This window comes from Hymenobacter telluris, from assembly GCF_017313265.1.
In the GTDB taxonomy this organism is placed as follows: Bacteria; Bacteroidota; Bacteroidia; order Cytophagales; family Hymenobacteraceae; genus Hymenobacter; species Hymenobacter telluris.
Genome location: NZ_JAFLQZ010000001.1, coordinates 527,899 through 551,055, shown reverse-complemented (window position 1 = coordinate 551,055; position 23,157 = coordinate 527,899). Strand labels below are relative to the sequence as shown.

Sequence of the window (23,157 nt, the reverse complement as noted above, 5' to 3'; positions counted from 1 at the left end):
ACCTTCCTTTCTTTTATGGCAAACTTCACTCGTTATGTATGCCAAGCGTTGCTGCTAGGCGTTGTAACCGGCGGCGCAAGTCGAGCCCAGGGGGCCCTGGCCCTGGCTTCGCAAGACCCGGCCGGCCCCTCTCCCCGGGCCGTCAGGCACGCTAATATGGAAGCGCTGGACGATTTTTTGCAGGAGCTGAAAGCCACGTACAAAGTGACTTTCCTGTACCGCAGCCAGCTAACAGTTGGCAAAACGCTGCCCCGGTACGACCTAAGCGCGGCCCCGCTCGCTCGGGCGCTACGCCACGCTACCAAGCACAGCGGACTGCGCTTCGAGCAGCTCGAAGGGGGCGTTTACGTTATCGTTCCGGAAAGCGCAGCCAGTCAGGCCCTTGAGCCAGTACCGACGGCCGTCGCGGTTCCGCAATCGTTTCCGCAACCCACACTCCCGCGCCCAACCCGTGCCAATAGCTCGGCAGCGGCGGCCGACGTGCTAGTGTCTGGGCGGGTGACCAGCGACACGGGCGAAGGCCTGCCGGGCGTAACCATTGTTGTGAAGGGTACGAGCCAAGGGCAGAGCACCAACCCCGACGGCAGCTTCTCGCTGACGGTGCCGGAGGGCAGCGTGTTGGTATTCAGCTCGGTGGGCATGATTAACCGCGAAATAACCATCACGGGCCCGGTTGCGAATCTTGCCGTTCGCCTCGAAACCGATGCGAAAACCCTGAACGAGGTGGTGGTGGTGGCGTATGGCACGCAGCAGAAAGCCAACGTGACGGGCGCCATCAATACGGTATCGGCGGCGACGCTGGAAAACCGGCCGGTAACGACCGTGGCGCAGGCCTTGCAGGGCTCGGCCCCGAACCTGACCATTCAGCAGAGCAGTGCCGAGCCGGGGGCCGGGCTCAACATCAACATTAGGGGGGTCGGAACGTTGGGCAATGCCTCGCCACTCATCATTGTAGATGGCATTGCTGGGTCGCTCAATGCGCTCAACCCCAACGATATTGAGAGCATAACGGTCCTCAAGGATGCCTCGTCGGCTGCTATTTACGGCTCGCGCGGGGCCAACGGGGTGCTGCTGGTGACCACCAAGCAGGGTGCGCTGAACCAGAAGCCCGTGCTTAACTACAACACGCTCATCGGCGTGCAGGCGCCGAACTTCCAGCGCAAGCCGGTGAGCGGCCTGGAGTTTATGCAGCTCAAAAACGAGGCGCTGGTCAACTCCGGGCAGGCCCCACAGTTCTCGCCCCAGGCCATGCGCGACTTCGCTGAGCGCGGCGACTACGAGTGGCACCTGGACCGCGTGCTGCGGGAGGAAGCGTTGCAGCAAAACCACAACCTGAGCCTGAGCGGCAGTTCGGGCCAGACGCGCTACTTAATTTCGCTGGGCTACGTAGACCAAAACAGCCTGTTCTATGGTGACAACTACGGCTTCAAACGCCTCAACACCCGCCTCAACCTCACCACGCAGGTAACGGACCGGCTCAAGGTAGGCGGCATCTTCTCCTACGCCCACGTGGGAATCCGGGAACACGCCTACGATTCGCAGTGGATTATCAGCGACGCGGCCCGCATTCCGCGCATTTATCCGGTGCAGGACGAGAATGGCAACTTCGTGACGCCGGCTACCTCCACCAGCAACTCGGCCAACCGCCTGCTCAACGGCGGCCTGCGCACCAACTCCAACGACAACGGCTACGCCAACCTGAACGCCGAATTTGAGCTAGTGAAAGGCCTGAAGCTGCGCGGTTTGGCCGGGGGCGACCTGTGGAACTACCAGATGGACGAGTTCCGGCGCAGCCTGGAATACGTGACGCTCGACGGCTCGGCCACGGCCGGCGGCGACGGCAACAACGCCGTGCGCAACAACCACGAGCGCACGCTGCTCACCAACTACCAGGCCACGCTGAACTACGACCTGAACCTGTTTGAAAAACACGCGGTGCAGGCGTTGGTGGGGTATTCTTCGGAAGATTTCACCGTGGCGCGCGCCGGCATCAGCGTGTTGAACGTGCCAGGCAACAACTTCGGGGTGGTGAGCAACGGCACCGCTTTTGCCGGCAACGGCGTGTACGGCAACAACGAAGAGTGGGCCCTGAACTCGGCATTCGGACGCCTCAATTACGCTTTCGACGAAAAGTATCTGGTGGAAGCCAGCTTCCGCTACGATGGCTCGTCGCGCTTCGCCAAGGAAAGCCGCTGGGGCTTTTTCCCGTCGGTTTCATTGGGTTGGCGCCCGCTGCAAGAGAAGTTTCTCGACTTCATTCAGCCCGTATTCTCCGACCTGAAGCTGCGCGCTTCCATCGGGCAGCTGGGCAACCAGAACATCGGCCTGTACCGCTACCTGAGCACCATCAGCCTTGCGCCCGGCATCTACTCTTTCAACGGGCAGCCCGTACCCGGCAACTTCTTCAACACCGCCAACCGCGACATCACCTGGGAAACGTCTACGATGGGTAACGCCGGTATCGACGCCAGTTTCCTGCAGAACGCGCTGACGGTGAGCGTAGATGCTTTCGATAAGCGCACCAACGACATTCTTATTGACCTGCCCGTGGCCGGCGTTTTCGGGGCCGGGGCCCCCACGCAGAATGCAGCCAGCGTGCGCAACCAGGGCTGGGAAGTGTCCGTGACCTACCGGCAGCGCACCGAGCGTGGCTACAACCACAGCCTGACCCTGAACGCGGCCGACAGCCGCAACACCGTAACCAACACCCGGGGCGTGGAAACCATCCGCGGCGGCGATGCCACCAACATCATCCGTGAGGGTTTCCCCATCAACTCGTACTTCGGGTTGCGCTCCGACGGCCTTTACCAGACGCCCGAGGAAGTGGCCGCAGGACCTGTGCCCGACTTTGTGGCGCCCGGCTCGGTGCGGCCCGGCGACATTCGCTACGTGGACCGCAACGGCGACGGCCGCATCAATCAGGACGACCGGTTTATCCTCGGCAACCCGTTTCCGCGCTACACTTTCGGGGCCACCTATTCCGCCGACTACAAGGGCTTCGACCTGCTGGTGTTCGTGCAGGGCGTGGGCAAGCGCAGCCTCTACATTCGCGGCGAGGGCGTGGAAGCCTTCCACAACAACTGGGAGAATGTGTACACCCAGCACCTGGACCGCTGGACGCCCACCAACGCCGACGCCTCGTACCCTCGCCTGACCATCGGCACGGCCTCCACCAACAACATCCAGGGCTCCGATTACTGGTTGCGCGACGCGGCCTATGCCCGCCTCAAGAACGTGCAGCTCGGCTACTCGCTGCCCACCACCCTGACCCGCAAAGTGGGCATTCAGCGGCTGCGAATCTTTGCCTCGGGCCAGGATTTGTTCACCATCAGCCACTTAAAGAAAATTGGGTTCGACCCTGAAGTTTCGGAGTTCAGTGAAAGCATTGGCTTCGGTGGCGGTGGCGGCAGCAGCAGCGGCCGGGTGTATCCGGCCGTGCGGGTTGTGTCTGCCGGCCTCGACGTTTCCTTCTAACTCTCCATCCTCCCCCCCCTTCCGATATGAACCGTGTATTTCGCTACTCGCTGTGGCTGGGCTTAGGGTTGGGCTTCGGCCTGTCGGCCTGCCAGGAGCTGGACATAGCCCCCACCGACCGGCCCACCGACGCCTCGTTCTGGACCCAGCCGGCCGACGCCACCAACGTGCTGGCCACCGCCTACGAGAACCTCTACAACAGCGAGTACTTCTTCTTCAACGAAGTGCTGTCTGATAACGCCTTCAACGTCAGTGACGTGAACGGCTCAAATTCGCGCAACATTGCCCAGGGCGCCTACGGCACCAACCAGCAGCGCGTCACCAACGAGTGGGGATACCACTACACCGGTATCCGCAAGTCCAACGTGTTGCTGGCCAACATCGACAAGATCAGCAGCCTCGACGCCGCCCTCAAGGCGCGCTACATTGGCGAGGCCCGCGCCCTGCGCGCTTTCCACTACTTCCAGCTTTTGACCTGGTACGGCGACGTGCCGCTGGTAACCACTGAAATCGGGGTCAATGAGTCGCAGCAGATTGGGCGCACGCCCCGGGCCCAGGTGCTGGATTTCGTGCTGCAAGAGCTGGACGAAGCCGCGGCCGCGCTGCCCGTCAACACCGCTTACGACGCCGCCGACCGGGGGCGCTTCACCAAGGGCGCGGCCCTGGCCCTGAAGGCCCGGGTGCTCCTTTACGAGGGGCGCTGGACCGATGTGGCAGCCGTAACCGAGCAGATTATGGGCGGCACGGTGGGCACGTATAGCCTGTTTCCCAGCTACGCGGGCGTGTTTTCACCCAGCAACGAGGGCAATAGCGAGGTGATGCTGGACTTGCAATACCTGGTTCCGACCCGCACGCACTCCGAGCAGCGCCTGTTTATTCCGCGCACGGAGGGCAAGCTCATCACCGCCATAGCGCCCACGCAGGAGCTGGTGAACAGCTACGTGACAACAAATGGCCAGGCCATTACGGAGGCGGGCTCCGGCTACAGCGAAGCCACCCCCTACACCGGCCGCGACCCCCGCTTCGCGGCGACCATCGTGTACGATGGCTACGCGTGGCGGCGGCCCGATGGCTCCACCTTCACCATTCGCACGCTGCCCGGCACCGGCGACAACTCCGTGACCCGCTCCGATGCCAGCCCAACCGGCTATTACTCGGCCAAGTACTTCGACCCCACTGCCGATGCCAACCTCAACTCCGGCCTGAACCTGATTTTGATTCGCTACGCCGACGTGCTGCTCATGCACGCCGAAGCCAAAACCGAGTTGAACCAGCTTACGACGGCAGAATGGGACCGCACCATCGGGGCGCTGCGGCGCCGGGCCGGCTTCACCAACACCGCGGCGCTGACGTTTCCGGGCGGCAGCCAGACGAGCCTGCGCACCATTGTGCGGCGTGAGCGGCGTACTGAGCTGGCCATGGAAGGGTTGCACATCTTCGATATCCGCCGCTGGCGCACCGCCGAAACCGTGCTCAACGGCTTTGCGCACGGCATCAAGGCCGGGGACCCAAGCGTGGACAACGGCTACCTGCGTGTAGACCAGCGCACCTTCGACCCGGCCCGGCACTACCTCTGGCCGATACCCCAGCGCGAGCGTGACATCAACGCCAACCTCAGTCAAAATCCGGGCTGGTAGGCTGGCCCTGATTCTTTTCCCATCTCTTTACTTGTCCGCTTCTTTCCCAATGAAAAAGCTATTCCACCCCTTGCTGTTCTTGTGTATACTGGTTGGCACTTTGCTTTCTGGCTGCGAGAATGACGATGACGCCCTGGACGGCACCATCACGCCAGTATCAAATTACATCTCGCCCAACGACAACGCCTTCGTTCGGCTCGACCCCGCCTCCAACGCCGCTATTACGTTTGAGTGGAGCCAGGCCCGCGCGGCCGACGGCACGCTGGTGCTCTACGAAGTGGTGTTCGATAAGGAAAGCGGCGACTTCTCCGCCCCAATCTACACCAGCGTTTCGGGCACCAATGGCCAGGAAACCAAGCTGGTGCTAACCCACGGCGACCTTAACCGCATTGCCAACCTGGCCGGCATCGTGCCGCAGAGCCGGGGCAAGCTGAAGTGGACCGTGAATGCGTCTAAAGGCACCAACGTACTGCCCGCAACGGCCGTGCGCACCCTGGAAGTGGAGCGGCCAGCCGGCTTCTCCACCATCCCAGGCAACCTGTTCATCACCGGCTCGGGCACGGAAGCGGGCACCGACATGAGCAGAGCAATACCCTTTAAGCGCATCTCGGCGGGCATATTCGAGTTGTATACCCGCCTCAGCCCCGGCGAGGTGAAGCTGATTGACCAGACCACCGGTACGCCCACGGCCTACTACATCGACGGCGCCAACCTGCGCGAAGGGGCGCAGGCCACCAGTCCGGCCGCCACGCCCACAGTGTACCGCATTCAGCTCGACTTCAACAATTCCTCGGCTACGCTGAGTGAAGTGGTGTCGGTTGGGCTGTGGGTGGCAGCCGAAAACAGCGTAAAAGTGACGCTGCCCTACATCGGCCGTGGCGTTTGGAAAATACAGAACACGCCAATTGAGTTCTTCCAGGAAAGCTGGGGCCGCGATGAGCGCTACAAGTTTCAGCTAACGGAGAAGAATATGGCGGGCGTAACCAGCAGGCGCTACATGGGCAGCGTGAACGTGGACAACCAGCGCCCCACCTCCAGCAGCCCGCCGGCTTACTTCTACCTGGTACCCACCACCGACAACCGCTACGACAATACCTTCAAGTTTCAGTCGGATGCCGACCGGCGAAACGTGGACATCACGGTTCTGCTTCAGCCCGAAGCCCCGTACACACACCAGGTAAGAATAATCTAAGGTGTAGCACGGAACTCCTTTTCGCGACGAGCACAGCCGGGGCCACGGCGCTAGTAGCAGACGCTACTGCCTGAAACTGGCGGCGCTCGTTGTGAAAGGGAGTTCCGGCGTTCATCCAGCCAACTGAAAAAAGCAACTACTAAGCCACCATTAGCCCTTTGCGGCACTATTTGGTTTCCATCATGATTCACTCGAAAATCTCCCACAGCATGGGTGCGCTGCTGAGCCTGCTGCTGCTGTGCTCCTGCAAAGAGCCGGTAGACGATGCTATTACCAAGCCCCCTACGCCGCCGGTGGTGGCTGCCCCCGCCAACTGGGCCGCCCGAGCCGACTCGGCGCAGGCGGCGCTACGGCAGGGCTTCTTCACCGCTAGCCAGTACTACAGCAAGAACAACGCCGGCGATAATAGCTTCAATTACTGGTGGCAGGCGCACGGCCTCGATGTGCTGCTCGACGGCTACAAGCGCACCAATCATGCCGACTACCTGCAACAGGCGAATCAGCTGCAAGTAGGGGCCAAAGCCCAGAATGGCAACACCTACCTGAACGAGTACTACGATGATATGGAGTGGCAGGCGCTGGCGTGCTTGCGCGCTTTCGAGCTGACCCGCGACCCGGCCTACAAAGCCACCGCCACGCTGCTCTGGACCGACATCAAGACCGGGTGGAACGAGCAGCAGGGAGGCGGTATTGCCTGGAAGAAAACCCAGCGCGACTACAAAAACACGCCTGCTAATGCCCCGGCCGCCATCCTGGCGGCCCGCCTGTACCTGCTTGACCGCAACCCCGATGATTTGCTTTGGGCCGAGAAGATCTACCGCTGGCAGAAAGCAACGCTAGTGGACCCGAACACCGGTCTGGTGTGGGACGGCATCAACCGCACCGGCGACGGGCAGGTAGATAGAAACTGGCGCTTCACGTATTGCCAGGGCGTGTACATCGGCGCGGGTCTGGCGCTGTACCAAGCCACGAATCGGCAGGAGTACCTGACTGACGCCACCCGCACGGCCAACTTTGTGCTCGGCGACGCGGACATGGCACCCGGCGGCATACTTAAAAACGAGAATGCTGGCGACGGCGGCCTATTCAAGGGCATTCTGGTGCGCTACCTGGGCCTGCTGGCCGTGGAGCCCAACGTGAGTGCTACCAACCGCACGAGCTACATCAACTTTCTGAAATTCAACGGCGAAGCGGCTTGGAAGCGCGGTGCCCGCCGCCCACCGGGCCTCTTCAATACCAACTGGACCAGCCTGCCCCAGGGCCCGGTGGAATCGTCGACCCAGATGAGCGGCGTGATGCTGCTGGAAGTGCTGGCTTCTCTGCAAGTGCGCAACCTGCTGTAAACACGTTGCTCCATACAACTCTTCAGGCCCCGCCCGGCCTGGAGGTGGGAAGCGGACTTTGTGGGAATAGTCCGCTTGTGGTGCCCCGGCTCCGGGGCCGGGGTACCATTCCCTGCCGATACTGTACCTCAGCCCCCTTCGGTGGCTGAGTGCCGAGCAACTCTTTACTGGGGCCACCAACGAGCTGCGGCCTTCTTACAGCCCCCCGCAGACTACCGGGCTATGGGCCTGAAACCGATGGCCTATGCCCGCACCAGCCTGTGCAAGACGCCGAGTGGCATTGTGCCGGATGCAGGACGAAGACGGCGTGTCGATGATGCGGAATCAGTACCGCTTCCGCCAGAGTATTCGCGCGCCCAACCCAGGCTGTTCGGTGGCTGCTTGCCCTTGACAATTTCACGTCAACTGACTGACAAACCGGCATTTATTTCTTTCTCGCTACTTTCTCGCATGCCCGCTACTGCTCCTGTTGTCTCAGCTGCCCGGCCCGCTTTCACCGAGCGGCGCTTTGTACTTACGTTCGTCTTTGTGGCCTTGCTGTTTCTGCTTTGGGGAGTGGCTATTACGATGGGCGACGTGCTCAACCGCCACTTCCAGAGCGTACTGCACGTAAGCAAAGCCGACTCCGGCCTGGTCCAGTTTTCCATCTTCGGGGCCTACGCGCTGATGGGGGTTCCGGCGGGGCTGTTCATGCAGCGGTTCGGGTACAAAAGCGGGGTGCTGCTGGGGCTGGCGCTGTACGCGGCGGGGGCGTTTCTGTTTATTCCGGCCGCTGATGCCGGCTCTTTCCTGTTTTTCCGGGGGGCGCTATTTGTGCTAGCCTGTGGGTTAGCTACCCTCGAAACCGTTGCGCACCCGTTCATTGCCGCCCTCGGCGACCAGCGCAGCAGCGACCAGCGCATCAACTTTGCCCAATCCTTCAATGGGTTGGGGGCCGTTATCGGGCCGCTTATCGGCGGCTACTTTATTCTGCGGGCCAGCCAGGGCGGCGCACAGGAAGGCTTGCAGGCCGTTAAAACCCTGTATTTCGTTATTGGAAGCGTTATTCTGGCAGTGGCCGTAGGCTTTGCGCTGGTGCGGGTGCCGCCCCTGCCTACCGACCCGCACGCCGCCGAGCTAGCCCCCGGCGAGCTACCAGCGTTGGCTGCCGATACGCCCTCGCTCTTCAGCCGGCGCCACTTTCGCTGGGCCGTGGCGGCGCAGTTTTTCAACGCCGCCGCCCAAGGTGGCACCTGGGCTTTCTTCATCAACTACGGGGTCGAGAAAATGGGCTTGAGCGCCGAGCGGGCCGCGTATTTCTTTGCCTTCAGCATGGTGCTGATGATGGTGGGCCGCTTTATCGGCACGGCGCTGATGCGCGTGATTGCGCCGGCCCGCCTGCTGGCCATTGCGGCGGCGGCCAACATTGTGCTCTGCCTCATCATTGCCCAGGGCTGGGGGGCGGTATCGTTCGGGGCGCTTTTGCTGCTCAATTTCTTTTTCAGCATCATGTTCCCGACGGTTTTCAGCCTGGGCCTTAAAGACCTGGGGCCGCGCACCCAGCAGGGCTCCTCTTTCATCATCACGGGGGTGGTGGGCGCGGCGGTTTTCCCCTACCTTATGGGCCAGGTGGCCAACCACAACATTGCGGCGGCCTACTACCTGCCCATTATCTGCTACGCCGTGATTCTATTGTTCGGGGCCAAGTACTACAAAGTGCAGCCCCGCTAACTACCAAGCACCTTACCGGCTCCGCCAGTAACCGGGGCTTGCTCTCATCTGCGGAAACTGGCCCGCCGCAGAAGCTTCCGTGCTACCCTCCAAAGGCCGCCCCAAAGTTTGCTGCTGTGCCGGGCGGCCTTGCTTTCACTACTTTTAATGAGCTACCACCCGACCATTGACGCCGCGCCGGCCCCCCTGGCCCGCAATTCCTCAACCGCTCGTCGCCGCCTGAAGCAGTTGGGATTCCTCTTGTCGTTGAGCCTGGGCTGGATGAGTCTGGGAATCAGTAGCTCTCAGGCGCAGACGCTACGGCCGCCGGCCTACCCACTCATCACCCACGACCCTTACTTCAGCGTCTGGTCGTTGCAGGATACGCTCAGCGCCGGCCCTACCCGGCACTGGACCGGTGAGGCGCAGCCGCTGGAAGGCGTAGTGCGCGTTGATGGCCGGTCGTATCAATTGCTGGGGCAGTCTGCCGCGCCGCTGCGGGCCCTTATTCCCGTTGCGGCGGAAACACCTTATTCGGCCCGCTACACCTTCGGGGCACCAGCCGCAGGCTGGGAGCAACCTGTTTTCGGGCCCGCAGCCAGCTGGCAGACCGGCTTGGCCCCGTTCACCAACAACCCCAGCCAGGCCGGCACGCAATGGACCAGCCGCGACGTGTGGGTGCGCCGCAGTGTGAAGCTGAGCGGGCCACTGCCCACCAGTAAGCTGGTGTTGCTGCTGCTGCACGACGACGATGCCGAAGTGTACCTCAACGGGGTGCTCCTGCTGAAACAAACCGGCGCCAACGGCAGCTACCAGCGGTTTGCCTTACCCGACGCGGCCCGCGCCGCGTTGCGCCCCGGCGACAACCTGCTGGCCATGCACTGTGCTAATCCCCAGGGCGGCGCCCACCTCGATGCCGGCCTTTACGAGGCCACCCCGGCCCCGGCCCCGCTGCCGGTTGCTTCCCAAACCGGCATCACGCTCACGGCCACTCAAACCACTTATGCCTTTGAGGCGGGTCCGGTACGATTGACGGCGCAGTTCCTCTCGCCGCTGCTGCTCAACGACTTGGAAACCCTGGCCCGCCCCATCAGCTACCTCACTTTCCGGGCGCAGAGCACCGACGGCAAACCCCATCAGGTGCAGGTGCAACTGACGGCCAGCAGCTCGTTGGCTACCAACACGCCCTATCAGCGCGTGACTACGCAAGCCGGCGGAGCTGGGGCGCTGGCCTGGCAGGCCGTGGGCACCACCACGCAGGCAGTGCTGGGCCAGGCCGGCGATAATGCGCGCATCGACTGGGGACAGGCGTATCTGACTGTGCCCAGGGGCTCGGCTCGGGTTGGCGCCGGTACGCCGCAGGTGCTGCAAACCGCTTTCACGGAAACCGGCGCATTGCCCGCTGCCGGCGCTGCCCCGTCCGCGGCGGGCACGCCGGCCCAAAACACCGCGCTGGCCGCAGTACTGGAGTTAGGTCCGGTCAATCAGCCAACCGAGCGGCACCTGCTGCTGGCCTACGACGCGCCCTACGCCGTGCAGTACTTCGGCCAGAACCTGCGCCCGTGGTGGCGCCGCGCCCCGGCCATGACCATGGCCAAAGCCCTGCAAGCCGCCGAAGCCGACTACCCCCGCGTGCGCCAGCAGTGCGCGGCCTTCGATAAGAAACTGTACGCCGATGCCCAAGCCGCAGGAGGCCGGGAGTACGCCGACCTCTGCCAGCTGGCGTACCGCCAGGCCGTGGCGGCGCACGCCATCGTGGCGGGGCCGAAAGGTGAGCTGCTGCTGCTTTCGAAAGAGAACTTCTCGGGCGGCTTCATCGGGACCGTGGACGTGACGTATCCGTCGGCACCGCTGTTTTTGCTCTACAACAACGAGTTGGCCAAGGGGCTGCTGCGCGGCATTTTCGACTACAGCGAATCGGGCCGCTGGCAAAAGGATTTCCCCGCTCACGACCTGGGCGTGTACCCCCTGGCCAACGGCCAGAAGTACGGCGAAGACATGCCGGTGGAAGAAGCCGGCAACATGCTGATTCTGACGGCCGCTGTGGTGAAACGGGACGGCAAGCCCGATTTCGCCCGCCAGCATTGGCCCACACTCACTAAGTGGGTGGAATTCCTCAAGCGCGACGGTTTCGACCCGACCAACCAGCTCTGCACCGACGACTTTGCCGGCCACCTGGCCCGCAACGCCAACCTCTCGGTGAAAGCCATTATGGGCATTGCCTGCTACGGCCAGCTCGCCCAGCAGCTCGGCGACCAGCAAACGGCCACCGAATACACCACCCTGGCCCGTAACCTGGCCCAGCGCTGGCAGCATATGGCCCAGGACGGCAACCACTATGCCCTGACCTTCGACAAAACGCCGGGCTCGTGGAGCCAGAAGTACAACCTGGTTTGGGACAAGCTGCTGGAGCTGAACATATTTCCCCGGAACGTTGCGCAGCAGGAGCTGGCTTATTACCTCACCCGGCAGCAGCGCTACGGCCTGCCCCTGGACAGCCGCAAAACCTACACCAAATCGGACTGGATTATGTGGACGGCCACCCTGGCCGAGCGCGACGCCGATTTTCAAGCGTTGGTACACCCCCTTTGGCTGTATGCCAACGAAACCCCGAGCCGGGTGCCCCTCGGCGACTGGCACGAAACCACCGATGCGCGGCAGGTCGGCTTCCAGGCCCGCTCGGTCGTGGGCGGCTACTTCATCAAGATGCTGCAAAAGCAGCTGGCTGCTTCTCCCCAACCAGCGCCTGAAGGCCGTTCCACGCAACCCAAATAAAGGCCTGTTGGGTTTCCAGCCGATTCTTAAGCTCACAGGCTTCGTTTACTTGGATGGCCGCGCAGTTGCCACAGTGAGGCTTTTGCTTGGCGCGACATACCCAGCTGCGGCCTTGCAAACCAGCCGCCTAGTCCGGTGCTTGACTGATAGTCAAGCGGGGGACGTATCCAAATGGTAGGTAACCAGGTCGTCGATGGGCGAGCAAATGATTTTGCCGACCGTCATGCCGTGGGCCGTGGCTACCTGCGTCAGCGCCTCGCGAAAGTTATACGCCACCGACCCTACGCAATTGAAGGTGTGAGCCTGATAGTCAGGGTATTTTACGATGATGTTTCGGAAGAACAGCTCGAAAGCCTCCGCTACCAGCTGCTGGCAATAGCGCGCACTGTTGTGGTCGTAGGCAAACTTGGCGAAGCTGGCGATGAAGCGGTTGGGAAACGGCTTGTTGTATAGCTGGTCGAAAATAGCTTCCCGCTCCAGGCCGTAAGTGCTGAGGAAGCTGGCTTCCACCGCAGCGGGCATCTGGCCGCGCAGGTAGTCGCGCAGTAGCGCCTTGCCGATGAAGGCCCCGCTGCCTTCGTCGCCCAAAAAGTACCCCAGCGAATCCACGTTGTGCGCAACCTGTTCGCCATCGTACACGCACGAATTGGTGCCCGTGCCCAGAATGGCCGCAAACCCTGGCCGCCGGCCCAGCAGCGCCCGCGCCGCCGCCAGCAAATCGTGGCCCACGAACACGCGGGCTTGCGAAAACACGGCCTGCATGGCATCGGCAACGGTGGCAACCTGCGGTGGCGAAACCACACTCGCCCCGTAATAATACACCTCCGTAATAGCCGCCGTAACCAGCGTGCGGGGCAGGCTTTGCAGGAGCGAGGCAATAATGCCCGCCGAGTTGATGAATTCGGGATTGTAGCCTTCCGTGTGGAAAAGCGAGCGGGTGGCTTGGGCATCAACCAGGCACCATGTGGTCTTGGTCGAGCCGCCGTCGGCTATTAGAATCATGAGGATGGGATGGAAAAAGAACGAGTGCTGGCGTAAGCCAAGCTCGCATCTGACCGAAATGCGTGCGGTAATCACCAGCAAAGTAAGCTGCCGACCTAGGAAATATAAAAATTATTTTGCTCGTTTAAGCACTAAACAATCATTTTAATGTCAATATTTACCAAGCGAACGGTAAAATAGCTCGTTGACGGCGGGAGCCAGTGGGTGGCAATTTGGCTTATTCAGCTGGCAAAATATTGGCTTTCAGTTTATTATCTTCTCAGCTACCCCCTATATGCGCGCTTCCAATTACGACAAGTTTCCTTTCGTGCCGGTGACAGCGGACAACGATGCTTGCCAGGTAGGGTGGTCGGCCATTGCCGGCGCGCTGCGGGCGGCGCTGGCCACCCGGCCGGCCGCCGCCGGCCGGCCGCGGGTGTTGGCGGTGGAATGTTATCCGGGTACCGACCTCCGGCAGCTGCAGCACGAGCTGACGCAGGCCTTGCAGCCAGCCCGGTGTCTGGTAGCGGATGACCTGTATTATTCGGCTACCGAAATCGACCGGCTGGTAGCCGGCCCCCTCACCGACGACCCGGTTTTTGGCCGGTTCAATGGGCTGACGGTGGCTGATTTTTTCAACCCACAACGCCTACAGGCCACCCAGGCAGCACTGGCCACGGACGCTGGCCGGTTGGTCATACTTATAGGTACCGGGGCCACGCTCGTGTGCCCCACCCCTACGCTGGTTGTCTACGCTGACCTGGCCCGTTGGGAAATTCAGTTGCGGCAGCGGCGCGGCGAAATTGCCAACCTGGGCACCAACAATTTCCGCGAAAAAGCCAGCCTCAAGTACAAGCGCGCGTTTTTTGTGGACTGGAGGGCGGCTGACCGGCTCAAGAAGCAGGTGCTGCCCCGCGCCGACTTTCTACTGGATACCAACGACCCGGCCACCCCCAAGCTGGTCAGCGGCACTGATTTGCGGGCCGGGCTGGCCGCGGCCGTGCGCCGGCCGTTTCGGGTGGTACCGTTTTTCGACCCTGGCCCTTGGGGTGGACAGTGGATGCGCGAGGTGTGCGACCTGCCCGACGGCCCGCCCAACTACGCCTGGTGCTTCGACTGCGTGCCGGAAGAGAATAGCCTGCTGCTGGGCTTTGGTGCGGCGCGGGTCGAGGTTCCCAGCCTCGACCTGGTATTTGCTCATCCCCGCGAATTGCTCGGGGAGGCCGTGCACGGGCGTTTCGGCACGGAATTTCCCATTCGCTTCGACTTTCTTGATACCATGGGCGGCGGCAACCTCTCGCTGCAAGTACACCCGCTCACCGAGTACGCGCAGGACAAGTTCGGCCTAACTTACACCCAGGACGAGAGCTACTACCTGCTGGCCGCCGAACCGGGCGCGGTGGTGTACCTGGGGCTACAGGAAAACGCTGATTTTCCGGCTATGCTGGCCGACTTACAGCGCGCGCAGCACGACCCGGCGGCCCCGTTTCCGGCGGACCGATACATCAACGCGTTTCCGGCCCGGGCGCACGACCATTTTCTGATTCCGGCGGGTACCATTCACTGTTCCGGAGCGGGCAGTATGGTGCTGGAAATTTCGGCAACCCCCTACATTTTCACTTTCAAGCTCTGGGATTGGGAACGGCTCGGCCTCGATGGCCAGCCCCGGCCCATTCATCTGGCGCACGGCGCGGCCAACATTCAGCCGGACCGCACCACCAGCTGGGTAACCGCGCAACTCGTCAACCAAGTAACGCCCGTGGCCAGCGGCCCCGACTGGCGCGAAGAGCGCACCGGCCTGCACGAGCGCGAATTCATTGAAACCCGCCGCCACTGGTTTACGGGCACCGTGCCGCACAACACCCACGGCGGCGTGAACGTGCTCAACCTGGTGCAGGGCACCGAGGCCGTTGTGGAGAGCCCGACCGGAGCATTCGAGCCATTTGTGGTGCACTACGCCGAAACGTTTATCGTGCCGGCGGCCGTGGGGGATTATACCATCCGGCCCCACGGCCCGGCGGTGGGCACCGAGTGCGCTACCCTAAAAGCATACGTGCGCACCCAGCCGTAGCGCAAACCGGCCCCGTTTGGCAGCCAACTTTGCCGCTGAAATCAATCTCTAAAATGACAGCCCATGACACCTGACTTAGTAACTCCCGACAACGCGGCGGCGGTCCGCGCCCAAACCATCGTTGAAAAGCTGCTGCACACCGGCACCGTGGCCGTCGATGAACTGGCCGCCCAGTTCGGCGTATCGGTGGCCACCGTGCGGCGCGACCTGGTGGACCTGGAGCAGCGCGGGCGGCTGCGGCGCACCTACGGCGGGGCTGTACCCGTCGAGCCGCTGCTCTACGAGCCGTTCCGCTACGATTCCAGCTTTCACGAGCAGATAGACCGCAACCTAGCCGAAAAGCGCCGCATTGGGCTGGCCGCCGCCGCCCTCATTCAGCCGGGCGAAACCATCTCGCTGACGGCCGGCACCACCACCACCCAGGTAACGCGCAGCCTGCGGCCGGGCGCCAACGTGACCGTCGTGACCAACACGGTGAACGTGGCCATGGAGCTGAGCCACCGCACCGACGTGCGGGTGTTCGTGACGGGCGGCTTCCTGACGGGCGGCTGGTTTTCGCTGGTAGGGCCCGCCACGGCGCAGGCGCTAAGCCAGTTTTTCGTTGACAAAGTATTCATTGGGGTCAACGGCATCGACGCCGAGCGGGGCCTGACCTCGCTGCACCCCGAGGAAGCCGCCGTCATTCAGCTGATGCTGCGGCAAGCCAAGCGCCGCATTGTGGTAGCCGACCACACCAAACTCGGCGTGGTGGCTACCTCGCTCATCTGCCCCAGCGCCGAAGTGCACCAGCTCATTACAGACACCGGCGCCTCCGAAGCGCAGCTAGCCCCCTTCCGGCAACTAGGCATCGAGGTGCTGCTGGCCTGAAAATCCGGATTTCTACCATCCCGGCCCAATACCCCAATCAACCCGCTGATTAAGCCGGCCAAGCGAAACGGAGGCAGCGGAGCCTGGTTGACTTTCGCTCTGCCGTCGTCGCAGCAGCAGCAGCAGTTCTCACTTCTAACACTCCCACCCGTAATGCCCCCTTTCCGCGCCCCTGCCCCGCTGTTTCGCGAACCTGCCGGCTCGCCTACCGCCACTACGGCCCTTGCCCCGGACGGCAGCACGAGCTACGTGTATCTGATTGCAACGGTGGCGGCGCTGGGAGGGCTGTTGTTCGGCTTCGATACGGCCATCATCAATGGCGCCCTGATTTTCCTGAAGAAAGACTTCCAGCTCAGCGACTCCGAAACCGAGTGGGCGGCGAGCAGCATCCTGTTTGGGGCGGTAATCGGGGCGGCGTTGGCCGGCTGGCTCACCGACCGTTACGGCCGGCGGCGGCTGCTATTCGCGGCGGCGGCGCTGTTTACCGCCTCGGCGCTGGCAGCGGCAGTGCCGCGCACGCTCACCGAGTTTGTGCTGGCCCGGCTGGCGGGTGGCTTAGCCATCGGCCTGGCCTCACTGCTGGTCCCGCTCTACATTGCCGAAATCGCGCCGGCCCGCATCCGCGGCCGGCTCGTAACGCTCAATCAGCTCGCCATTGTCACGGGCATTCTCCTGGCTTACGTGGCCAGCTATTTCCTGGCCGATTTGGGGCTGAACTCGTGGCGCTGGATGTTTGCCTCGGCGGCGCTGCCCTCCTTGTTGTTTATGCTGACGTTGCTGCTGGTACCCGAAAGCCCGCGCTGGCAGTTGGGCCAGGGCCGCGAGGCCGCGGCGCGGCGCACCCTCACCCGCCTCAACGGCCCGGTCGCGGCCGCTGCTGAAGCCGAGGAGATTCAGGGCGCGCTGGCGGCCGAGCGCGGCGAGGAGGCCCGCCTGCGCCAGCCGCGCCTGCGCCAGCCGCTGCGCATTGCCGTGGTGCTGGCCGTGTTGCAGCAAATCACCGGCATCAACACCATTCTCTACTACGGCTCCATCATTTTCACCGAGCACAGCGGGCAAAGCGCCGCGTCGGCCATCGGGGCCAACGCCCTAATTGGGGGCATCAACTTCGTCGGCACCGTGGTGGCGTTGTTCGTAATCGACCGGATAGGGCGCAAGCCGCTGCTGCTGCTGGCTTCGGGCGGCATGGCCCTGGCGCTGGGGGCGCTGGTGGTGGCTTTGCAGCTGCACGCATCGGGCCCCTGGCTGCTAGGCCTGATTATGCTGTACGTGGCCTGTTTTGCGGTGGGGCTGGGGCCGGGGGTGTGGGTGGTCATCACCGAAATATTTCCCAATGCCGTGCGCGGCCGGGCCGCTTCACTGGCCACGGTGGCCCTATGGATAGCGTGCACGCTCATCTCGTTTACGTTTCTGTCGCTGGTGAAGGCGGCGGGGCTAAGCGGGGCGTTCGGGCTCTACGCGGGGTTGTCAGCGCTTACGTTCGTGTTTGTGTGGCGGGCTGTGCCCGAAACCAAGGAGCGCACTCTGGAGGAAATTGAGCGCACCTGGCAATAGTTGGGCCGGGCAGCGCCTTGCCGCCGGCTCAACCTGGTTGGCTGCTTGCCAACCTTTACTACCTGTTACACTTCCCACCCTTGTTATTTCTTTCCCCACCCTATGCCCGAGCTCAGTGCCTCTGTTTGGGATGAGTTTCGGGCGGGAAGCGAACGGGCTTTCGAACGCATTTTCCTGACCTATTACGACCCGCTCTATGGCTATGGAATGCGCTTGGCCAACAACCAGGAACTAGTCAAAGACTGCCTACAGTCACTATTTCACCGCTTGTGGCAGCGCCGGGACAAGCTGGGGGCCGTTGAGGAGGTGCGGCCCTACCTGTTCAAAGCCCTGCGCAACGAGGTGGCTGCGGAGCTACAGGCCCAGCGGCGGCGCACCGAGCTGCATCAAAGCAGCTCCCTGGAGTTTACCGTGCAGTTTTCGGTGGAAGACTTCCTGGTTGCGCAGCAACTCACGACGGAACAGCACGCCCACCTTCTGGCGGGCCTGAGCCAGCTCAACAACCGCCAGCGCGAGGCGGTCCACCTGCGGTTTTTCAATGGCTTTGCCTACGAGCGGATTGCCGAGATTATGGAGCTACAGCCCCAGTCCGTACGCAACCTGCTGCATCAGAGCATCAAGCGCCTGCGCTCGGCCTGGCCCCTGCCGGCGTAACGATTGCTCTGCCAGAAACCGGTTTATCGGTTCGGGGACAACCGGCAAGCCCTCGAAATCAATTAGCCTGTTTGTCAGCAGCTTATAAAATAATATCACAAAAACGCCTTCCTAAACGAGTATAAATTTCACAATCGGGCCTGGTAAAGATGATACTCTCATCCTGGCCCGCGGCACTGGTTTGCCAGGTGCGCCCTGCTCATGGGCCCCGTGGCCGCGCAGACCTGGCCGCGCACCTGCCCGTTTTGATTAGTAGAGGACCAAAGCTAAGCTCCTGCCCTTTCCCTTTAATCCCCCGCTCATGTTTTCCCTGCTTTTTCTCCGGAACGGCGCCGCCCTGCTTGGCGGGCTGCTGCTATCAGCCTGCCAAGAGCCAACCGACGACGCAGTAGCGCCCCCCAAACCCACCCCGCCCGTGGTAGCAGTAGCCAACTGGGCCGCCCGGGCTGACTCGGCGCAAGCGGCCCTGCAACAATACTACTGGGCACCCACGGGCCAGTACTACTGGCAGAATAATCTTGGCCGGCCCGATTTCAACTACTGGTGGCAGGCGCACGGGCTGGATATTCTGCTTGATGGCTATCAGCGGACCAACAAGGCCGAATTTCTGACGCGCATCCAGAATTTGCAGCAGGGCACCAAGGCCCGAAATGGCAACACCTGGCTCAACAACTGGTACGATGACATGGCCTGGCACGCGGTGGCCAACCTGCGCGCCTTCCAGCTCACGCAGGACCCAGCCTACAAGGCCATTGCCCTACTGCTCTGGGCTGACCTCAAAACCGGCTGGAATGAGCTCCAAGGCGGGGGTATTGCCTGGAAAAAAGACCAGCTGTACTACAAAACCACGCCCTCGACGGCCCCCTCGATTATTCTGGCGGCCCGGCTGTACCAGCTCGACCGCAACCCCGACGATTTAACTTGGGCCCGGAGAATGTACGACTGGCAGAAAAACACGCTGGTGGAACCCAACGGCATGGTCTGGGACGGCATCAACGACGAGGGCACCGGCAACAAGAAATACCACTTCAGCTACTCACAGGGCGTCTTTATCGGGGCCGGCCTGGAGATGTACCGCGCCACCCGGCAAACCAGCTACCTCGACGACGCGAACCGCACGGCCAGCTACGTGCTCAACGACAGCCAGCTTTCCCCGGGCGGCGTCGTTGGCAACGAGGGCGGCGGCGACGGCGGCCTGTTCAAGGGCATCCTGGTGCGCTACCTGAGTTTGCTGGCCACCGAGCCCGCCGTGAGTGCCAGCACCCGCGCCAGCTACGTCAACTTCCTCCGCTTCAACGGCGAGAGCCTGTACCGGCGCGGGACCAGCCGCCCCCAGTACCTGTTCAATACCAACTGGACCAGCCCGCCCGGCGCTACCGTGGATGGCTCAACCCAGATGAGCGGCGTGATGATGTTCGAGGTAATGGCCGACTTGCAGGCTCGCAAGCTTTTTTAAAAGATTCTGCGGGGAAACCTGCAAGTGGGAAGCAGACGAGGTGAGACGAGTCCGCAGGTAGTGCCCCAGCTTTCCAGTCTGGGCACTATTCTCCACTAATTGAATGGCAGCACCCGGCCAGCAGCAGTTGATTGACTGAAAAAATCACGAATTTCTATGAGAATACCTTTTCCGACCGTTGGCTTGTTGCTGGCCGCGCTGTGGAGCAGCGGCATGGCACAAGCCCAGCATTCCCCTAAATCCAGCGCCGCCCCGGCTACCGCAACTTCGGACGTACTGCGCTACGTCAACCCCAACATCGGCACGGCCCATAGCCGCTGGTTTTTCTATACCCCGGCCGCCGTGCCCTACGGCATGGCCAAGTTGGCACCCTCCACCAACGGGCACTACGGCAACCCCTCAGGCTGGGAAGCAGTGGGCTACGACACCCGCCAGAACTCCATCGAAGGCTTCGTGCATTTCCACGAGTGGCAGGTGGGCGGCGTGAGCTTCATGCCCACCACCGGCGAGTTGCGCGTCAAGCCCGGCGAACTAGACGGGCCAGCCACCGGCTACCGCTCGCGCTTCGACCGGAAAAACCAGGTGGCCGAGCCGGGCTACTACCGGGTGCTGCTCGACGACTACAACATCAGGGCTGAGCTCACGGCCACCAAGCGGGTCGGGTTCCACCGCTACACCTTCCCGCAGAGCGAGCAAGCGCACATTTTGCTTGACATTGGCAACAAGCAGGGCGAGAGCAGCGACGTTACCGATGCCAGCATCCGGATGCTCGACGCCACCCACTTCGAGGGCTACGTGAGCACCTACCCCAAGTACGTACAGACCTACGACCCCACGGGCAAGGTAAACATGTACTTTGCTGGCGAAATCAGCCGGCCCCCGGCCAGCGTCGGCGCATTCACGGCAGCCGGGGTGCAGCTCAATACGCAGTCGGCCCAGGGCAAAGGTGCCGGGCTGGTGCTGAACTATAAAACTGCTGCGAACGAGAAGATTGAGCTGAAAGTGGGCCTCTCCTACACCTCAACCGCCAATGCCCTGGCCAACCTGCGGGCCGAGGCGGCCACCCTTTCCTTCGACCAGGCCCGCGCCCAGGCCCAGGCCACTTGGCGCCGCGAGCTGGGCAAGCTGGCCGTGGAAGGTCCCGACGAAGCCAGCAAAACCAAGTTCTATACCGGTCTGTTTCACGCGCTGCTCGGCCGCGGCGTTGCCAGCGACGTGAGCGGCGCCTACCCCCGCCACGGCGGCCAGGTAGGCCAGCTGCCCCAGCCGACAACCGGGCAAGCCAGGGCCGAATTCATCAACACCGACGCCATCTGGGGCGGCTACTGGAACCTGACCCAGCTCTGGGCCCTGAGCTACCCCGAGTGGTACGGCAGCTTCGTGAACACCCAATTGCAGGTGTACAAAGACAAAGGATGGTTTGGCGACGGCCTGGCCAACAGCGAGTACGTATCGGGCGTGGGCACCAACATGGTAGGCCTCGCCGTAGCCGCCGCCTACCAGGCCGGCATCCGCAACTACGATGTAAACCTGGCCTACGAGGCTGTGCGGGCCAACGAGCTGAACTGGCGGAACCGTGCGTTTGGCTCGGGCAAGATGGACACCAAAGCGTTTGTGGAGCGCGGCTATGTACCGTTCCGCGACGAGTATAAGCAATACAAGGGCGAGTGGTTCAAAACCGACTCCACAGGCTCCTATTTTGCTAATTCTCACACGCTCGAATACAGCTTTAGCGCCTTTGCCGCGGCCCAGATGGCCAAGGCGCTCAACAAGCCGGCCGACTACGCCCAGCTGCTGAAGCTTTCCAACGGTTGGAAGCTGATTTACAACCCGCAAACCAAGCTCATGCAGCCCAAGCTGGCTGATGGCATGTTTGCTCCGAATTTCAATCCGTCCGAGCCCTGGCGCGGCTTTCAGGAAGGCAACGCCCTGCAGTACACGTTTTTCGTACCCCAAAACCCAGCCGGGCTGGTGGCCGCCCTTGGCAAGGCGCGGTTCAACAGCCGGCTGGACAGCATCTTCACCGTTTCCGAAAAGAACGGCTTCGGCGGGGGCAAGGAAATTGACGCTTTTGCCGGCATCAAGTCGATTTACAACCACGGCAACCAGCCCAACCTGCACATCAGCTGGCTGTTCAACTTCTCGGGCCAGCCCTGGCTGACGCAGAAGTGGACCCGGCGCATCTGCGACGAGTTCTATGGCACCGAGCCTATTCACGGCTACGGCTACGGGCAGGACGAAGACCAAGGCCAGCTCGGCTCCTGGTACGTCATTACGGCGCTGGGTTTGTTCGATGTAAAGGGATTCACCGACGCCCGACCCATTGTGCAGCTGAGCAGCCCGATTTTCCGGCGCGCTACCATTGCCCTGGCGGGCCATAAAAAACTGGTGATTGAGGCGCCCGCAGCTTCCAAAACCAACTGCTACATCCAGTCGGCCCAGTTTAACGGGAAGCCGCTGGCCAACTGCTGGCTCTACCGCGACGAGCTGATGCAGGGCGGCAAATTGGTTTTTGTGATGGGCAGCCAGCCCAATAAAGCCTGGGGTACCCAGGTGCCGCCGCCCTCGGCCCAGTAGGTGCGGCGGCACGCTGCCCCAAATCGAGCGTCAGTCGGCAGGTAGAGAAAGGCGTACCTTTCACTACCTGCCGACTGACAAATGAAAAAGGGACGATTCAGCGAGGCTTAGATGGTGGCCATTCTCCAACAGCAACTACGACGGAGCCGCCGGCATCTACCAGGAGGCCCTCACCCTCCAGCCCAACGACCCGCTGGCCTACTACTGCCTGGCCGTAGTGGCCGCCCGCCAGAAAGATGAAGCCCGCATGGGCGAAAACCTGCGCCGCGCCGTGCAGCTGGACCGCAAGTTCGCCCAACGTGCCGTTGAGGACCTGGAGTTCATGGACATGGCCCGCACCAAGACGTTTGTAGAAGTGCTGAAGCAATAGATATGGAACTTGTCAACTTTGCAATTGGAGGCAATTACATCGATTTAGAGTGGCCTAATGGTGGCTATGCCGACTTGCATAACGACTACGATTTCAGCCAGCTTACTTATGTACCAGCAGAAGCCAGACTAATTCTTTCTTGGCAAAAATCGTCGGGCGAATGGGCAAAAAATGCCTCTGTGCAAGCTTTACACCTGCTATTTGAGGGAGTCAGCTACATGCAAGTAAAGGCGCGGGACCCAGACTATCCAACTAGTGAAGATGACTGCCTACGGGATATTTGCCGCACGCCACCTGAAGAACGAGCCGATTTTGACAATCTATGGGAGGACAGGAGCCCTCCAACAGATTACGATTTGCAGCTAGTGTTCCAGAGCGAATGGGGCATCAAAGTCAACGCCGATACTGTGCGGCTGCAACTTGAATAACGAACCAGCTTGCCCAACCCGGCTTGCCGTTGTAGCTTTACGCGCCGGCCCGAGCCGGTTTTTGCTGTTTTCACTTTTCGATTTTCTGC

Annotated in this window: 14 protein-coding genes and 1 pseudogene; 14 read left to right on the top strand and 1 reads right to left on the bottom strand. The window is 62.0% G+C overall.

From position 1 onward, the window contains the following. The first annotated feature begins 15 nt into the window (after positions 1-15). The 6 genes from J0X19_RS02050 (at position 16) to J0X19_RS02025 (ending at position 12,110) form a co-directional block, all read left to right on the top strand. Entirely contained in the window at positions 16-3,474 is a 3,459-nt protein-coding gene (locus J0X19_RS02050; RefSeq protein ID WP_206980247.1) for a SusC/RagA family TonB-linked outer membrane protein, read from the top strand. A 26-nt stretch (positions 3,475-3,500) separates the two neighbouring features. Next, positions 3,501-5,111, top strand: a complete 1,611-nt coding sequence (locus tag J0X19_RS02045) for a RagB/SusD family nutrient uptake outer membrane protein (protein WP_206980244.1) — start codon at positions 3,501-3,503, stop codon at positions 5,109-5,111. A gap of 49 nt (positions 5,112-5,160) precedes the next feature. Beyond that, positions 5,161-6,303 carry a SusE domain-containing protein gene (locus tag J0X19_RS02040; protein ID WP_206980241.1) on the top strand — a complete coding sequence of 381 codons (1,143 nt, stop codon included), beginning with the start codon at positions 5,161-5,163 and terminating at the stop codon, positions 6,301-6,303. Positions 6,304-6,485: 182 nt separating this feature from the next. Then, on the top strand, positions 6,486-7,646 hold the full coding sequence (locus J0X19_RS02035; RefSeq protein WP_206980240.1) for a glycoside hydrolase family 76 protein: 1,161 nt from the start codon (positions 6,486-6,488) through the stop codon (positions 7,644-7,646). Between the two features lie 450 nt (positions 7,647-8,096). Further along, positions 8,097-9,356: an L-fucose:H+ symporter permease gene (fucP, locus tag J0X19_RS02030; RefSeq protein WP_206980238.1), complete on the top strand. Its 1,260-nt coding sequence runs from the start codon at positions 8,097-8,099 to the stop codon at positions 9,354-9,356. 261 nt (positions 9,357-9,617) lie between these two features. Continuing rightward, positions 9,618-12,110 (top strand): glutaminase family protein, encoded by a 2,493-nt coding sequence (locus J0X19_RS02025; RefSeq protein ID WP_206980509.1) that lies wholly within the window; start codon positions 9,618-9,620, stop codon positions 12,108-12,110. A 150-nt stretch (positions 12,111-12,260) separates the two neighbouring features. On the opposite strand, the gene J0X19_RS02020 is transcribed toward J0X19_RS02025, so the two are convergent. Further along, positions 12,261-13,112: an N-acetylglucosamine kinase gene (locus J0X19_RS02020; protein ID WP_206980236.1), complete on the bottom strand. Its 852-nt coding sequence runs from the start codon at positions 13,110-13,112 to the stop codon at positions 12,261-12,263. 274 nt (positions 13,113-13,386) lie between these two features. On the opposite strand from J0X19_RS02020, the gene J0X19_RS02015 reads away from it, so the two are divergent. The 8 genes and pseudogenes from J0X19_RS02015 to J0X19_RS01980 all read left to right on the top strand — a co-directional run bounded on the left by J0X19_RS02015 (position 13,387) and on the right by J0X19_RS01980 (position 23,068). After that, a complete protein-coding gene (locus J0X19_RS02015; protein WP_206980234.1) occupies positions 13,387-15,162 on the top strand; it encodes a class I mannose-6-phosphate isomerase in 1,776 nt (591 codons plus the stop codon). A 63-nt stretch (positions 15,163-15,225) separates the two neighbouring features. Further along, positions 15,226-16,029, top strand: coding sequence for a DeoR/GlpR family DNA-binding transcription regulator (locus tag J0X19_RS02010; protein ID WP_206980232.1), 804 nt, complete (start codon positions 15,226-15,228; stop codon positions 16,027-16,029). Between the two features lie 153 nt (positions 16,030-16,182). After that, a complete protein-coding gene (locus J0X19_RS02005; protein ID WP_206980230.1) occupies positions 16,183-17,583 on the top strand; it encodes a sugar porter family MFS transporter in 1,401 nt (466 codons plus the stop codon). 102 nt (positions 17,584-17,685) lie between these two features. Beyond that, positions 17,686-18,237 (top strand): RNA polymerase sigma factor, encoded by a 552-nt coding sequence (locus J0X19_RS02000; protein ID WP_206980228.1) that lies wholly within the window; start codon positions 17,686-17,688, stop codon positions 18,235-18,237. 301 nt (positions 18,238-18,538) lie between these two features. Then, a complete protein-coding gene (locus tag J0X19_RS01995) occupies positions 18,539-19,693 on the top strand; it encodes a glycoside hydrolase family 76 protein (protein ID WP_206980226.1) in 1,155 nt (384 codons plus the stop codon). A 156-nt stretch (positions 19,694-19,849) separates the two neighbouring features. After that, the gene (locus J0X19_RS01990; RefSeq protein WP_242581831.1) at positions 19,850-22,270 is read left to right on the top strand and encodes a GH92 family glycosyl hydrolase; all 2,421 of its coding nucleotides are present in this window, start codon (positions 19,850-19,852) and stop codon (positions 22,268-22,270) included. A 136-nt stretch (positions 22,271-22,406) separates the two neighbouring features. Beyond that, a pseudogene (locus tag J0X19_RS01985) lies at positions 22,407-22,640 on the top strand (TPR end-of-group domain-containing protein); the annotation flags it as partial. Between the two features lie 2 nt (positions 22,641-22,642). Beyond that, entirely contained in the window at positions 22,643-23,068 is a 426-nt protein-coding gene (locus J0X19_RS01980; protein ID WP_206980217.1) for a hypothetical protein, read from the top strand. Positions 23,069-23,157: the final 89 nt, after the last annotated feature.

Coding starts and splice junctions, on each gene's coding strand:
- J0X19_RS02050 (WP_206980247.1), top strand. CDS start 16: ATGGCAAACTTCACTCGTTATGTATGCCAAGCGTTGCTGCTAGGCGTT.
- J0X19_RS02045 (WP_206980244.1), top strand. CDS start 3,501: ATGAACCGTGTATTTCGCTACTCGCTGTGGCTGGGCTTAGGGTTGGGC.
- J0X19_RS02040 (WP_206980241.1), top strand. CDS start 5,161: ATGAAAAAGCTATTCCACCCCTTGCTGTTCTTGTGTATACTGGTTGGC.
- J0X19_RS02035 (WP_206980240.1), top strand. CDS start 6,486: ATGATTCACTCGAAAATCTCCCACAGCATGGGTGCGCTGCTGAGCCTG.
- fucP (WP_206980238.1), top strand. CDS start 8,097: ATGCCCGCTACTGCTCCTGTTGTCTCAGCTGCCCGGCCCGCTTTCACC.
- J0X19_RS02025 (WP_206980509.1), top strand. CDS start 9,618: ATGAGTCTGGGAATCAGTAGCTCTCAGGCGCAGACGCTACGGCCGCCG.
- J0X19_RS02020 (WP_206980236.1), bottom strand. CDS start 13,112: ATGATTCTAATAGCCGACGGCGGCTCGACCAAGACCACATGGTGCCTG.
- J0X19_RS02015 (WP_206980234.1), top strand. CDS start 13,387: ATGCGCGCTTCCAATTACGACAAGTTTCCTTTCGTGCCGGTGACAGCG.
- J0X19_RS02010 (WP_206980232.1), top strand. CDS start 15,226: ATGACACCTGACTTAGTAACTCCCGACAACGCGGCGGCGGTCCGCGCC.
- J0X19_RS02005 (WP_206980230.1), top strand. CDS start 16,183: ATGCCCCCTTTCCGCGCCCCTGCCCCGCTGTTTCGCGAACCTGCCGGC.
- J0X19_RS02000 (WP_206980228.1), top strand. CDS start 17,686: ATGCCCGAGCTCAGTGCCTCTGTTTGGGATGAGTTTCGGGCGGGAAGC.
- J0X19_RS01995 (WP_206980226.1), top strand. CDS start 18,539: ATGTTTTCCCTGCTTTTTCTCCGGAACGGCGCCGCCCTGCTTGGCGGG.
- J0X19_RS01990 (WP_242581831.1), top strand. CDS start 19,850: ATGAGAATACCTTTTCCGACCGTTGGCTTGTTGCTGGCCGCGCTGTGG.
- J0X19_RS01980 (WP_206980217.1), top strand. CDS start 22,643: ATGGAACTTGTCAACTTTGCAATTGGAGGCAATTACATCGATTTAGAG.